General features: G+C 39.4%; 3 protein-coding genes. All 3 read left to right on the top strand.

Features of this window, described 5'->3' with window-relative positions; translation table 11 throughout:
• Positions 1-183 precede the first annotated feature (183 nt).
• Genes mltG through greA form a run of 3 tightly spaced genes read left to right on the top strand, consistent with a single transcriptional unit; the run spans position 184 to position 2415 of the window.
• The gene (gene mltG, locus FC36_RS04275; protein WP_051528025.1) at positions 184-1248 is read left to right on the top strand and encodes an endolytic transglycosylase MltG; all 1065 of its coding nucleotides are present in this window, start codon (positions 184-186) and stop codon (positions 1246-1248) included.
• Positions 1249-1263: 15 nt separating this feature from the next.
• A complete protein-coding gene (gene udk, locus FC36_RS04270; protein ID WP_025021568.1) occupies positions 1264-1902 on the top strand; it encodes a uridine kinase in 639 nt (212 codons plus the stop codon).
• A 42-nt stretch (positions 1903-1944) separates the two neighbouring features.
• On the top strand, positions 1945-2415 hold the full coding sequence (gene greA / locus FC36_RS04265) for a transcription elongation factor GreA (RefSeq protein WP_023859670.1): 471 nt from the start codon (positions 1945-1947) through the stop codon (positions 2413-2415).
• Positions 2416-2470 lie beyond the last annotated feature (55 nt).

Here is a 2470-nt window from a genome sequence, read left to right as displayed (position 1 = left end):
ATAATATAGAATAAGATACTTTTCATTCTATATTATTCTACATTTTATATAGCAGGCAGTAGTGTGAAGAAAAGAAATGAAAAAGACACGCTTGACGCAGCCGAAGGTTCATCCTTACCACCACGGGGGGAGAGAAAAGCTACACCGAAAAAAGCCCGCCGAATTGTGAATGGTGTGGTTATTATGGTGGTACTTTTATTTGTAGCTTTCTGTGGAGTGACTTATAATTACGTCCAAGGAGCCTTGAAACCCTTGCATCCCAATTCTAGTCAACAAATTCAGGTACAAATTCCTGCCGGTTCTACTAGTAAGCAAATTGGGAATATTTTAGAAAAGAAAAAAATCATTAAGAACGGTTTTGTTTTTGACTACTATACTCGTACCAAAAAACTTGGAGGTTTCAAGTCAGGTTACTATGTACTAAAACCTTCGATGACCTTGACGCAAATTGCTAAGGAATTGGCTAAGGGTGGCTCAGCCACAGCTCTAATGAATACTGGCCGAGTGGTGGTTCGAGAAGGGGCCACGGCTGATCAGATTGGTGATGAAGTTGCTTTAAATACTAAGTACAGTAAGCAAGCGTTCTTAAACCTGCTAAATGACGAGAGTTTTTTGAAGGAATTACAAGCTAAATATCCAGAACTCTTGGATTCAGCTATGCAAGCTAAAGATGTACGCTATCGCTTAGAAGGTTATCTTTACCCCGCTACCTACACAGCAAGCAAGAAAACCACGCTTAAGGAATTGGTAACGGAAATGGTGGCTACCACCAACCAACATCTTCAACCCTATTATGCAGAAATCAAGGATAAGAAGTACACGGTGCACGAAGTCTTAACTATGGCGTCTTTGGTTGAACGTGAAGGTGCCACTGACGATGATCGCCGTATGATTGCCGGGGTCTTTTGGAATCGGATTGACAAGAAGATGAAACTACAAACCGATGTAGCTGTTCTTTATGCTTTAGGGCACCATAAGGAAGTTGTAACTTACAAGGATTTAGAAGTTGATTCACCTTACAATCTGTATAAGTATGAGGGTTATGGTCCAGGACCTTATAATAACCCAAGCCTTTCCGCTATTAAGGCGACTTTAAACCCTAAAGACCGTGATAAGGGCTACCTTTACTTTGTAGCTGATATCCATAGTAAGAAAGTTTACTATTCGAAAGACTACGATGAACATCAAAAAAATGTTGAAATGGTTCAAGCCAAAACTGATGCAAGTAAGAAAAATGAAAATAAATAATTGAGGAGATTAATAATGTCTACACCAAACAAACGTCCACGTCCTGTTGTTATTGGAGTTACTGGAGGCTCCGGTAGCGGGAAAACCACGGTTTCTCACGCTATCTTTGATCAATTACAAGGACACTCATTGTTGATGTTAGAAGAAGACTCTTACTACCGGGATCAATCAGAAAAACCCATGGCAGAAAGAGTAAAGACCAACTACGACCATCCTGATGCTTTTGATACTGATTTGATGATTGAACAAATCAAGCAATTATTAGAGTGGCAAAATGTAGAAATTCCGGTTTACGATTATACGGAACATACTCGTAGTGATAAGACGGTTTTAGTCGAACCTAAGGAAGTTATCATTGTGGAAGGAATTTTGGTCTTAAATGATCCTCGCTTGCGGGATTTGATGGATATCAAGGTTTTTGTGGACACTGATGATGATATTCGTATTATTCGCCGGATTCAACGGGATTTGGAGGAACGGGGACGTTCGTTACAATCAGTGATTGACCAGTATCAAAGTACAGTGAAGCCAATGTACCATCAATTTATTGAACCAACCAAGCGTTATGCAGACTTAATTGTGCCTGAAGGGGGCTCTAATCAAGTAGCGATTGACTTGTTGGTCACAAAGATTCGTGATATCATTAGTGATTAAATGTGCTATACTAGTAGATAAGTAAATTTATGAGGTGAAAATATGGCTGAAAAAACATTTCCAATGACCTTAGAAGGTAAGCAAAAATTAGAAGAACAATTAGAATTCTTAAAAACAGAAAAACGGGCTGAAATTGTGAAGCGCATCCAAGTGGCACGTTCTTTTGGGGATTTATCTGAAAACTCAGAATATGAAGCCGCTAAGGATGAACAAGCGCACAATGAAGGTCAAATTAAAGAAATCGAAAATCAGTTACAACATGCTGAAATTATTGATAACAGTGATGTAAGTGATGATGAGGTTGCGATTGGTAAGACGGTAGTTTTCCAAGAAGATGATGACGAACCAGAAACATACCAGATTGTAGGCTCTGCCGAAGCGGATGCTTTCAATGGGAAGATTTCTAACGAATCCCCAATTGCGGCTAGCTTAATTGGACACAAGGTGGGCGATATGGTAACTATCGAAACACCTGGTGGAGATATGACCGTTAAAATTTTAGAAGTTAAATAAATTTAATGAAAAAGGAGCGTAAATCCCCCTACTTTAGTGGGGGGATATAAGCTCC

The organism is Ligilactobacillus equi DSM 15833 = JCM 10991, assembly GCF_001435735.1.
GTDB lineage: Bacteria > Bacillota > Bacilli > Lactobacillales > Lactobacillaceae > Ligilactobacillus > Ligilactobacillus equi.
The sequence above is the reverse complement of the archived record's forward strand: the minus strand, read 5'-3'. Positions and strand labels throughout refer to the sequence as shown.

Coding starts and splice junctions, on each gene's coding strand:
- mltG (WP_051528025.1), top strand. CDS start 184: ATGGTGGTACTTTTATTTGTAGCTTTCTGTGGAGTGACTTATAATTAC.
- udk (WP_025021568.1), top strand. CDS start 1,264: ATGTCTACACCAAACAAACGTCCACGTCCTGTTGTTATTGGAGTTACT.
- greA (WP_023859670.1), top strand. CDS start 1,945: ATGGCTGAAAAAACATTTCCAATGACCTTAGAAGGTAAGCAAAAATTA.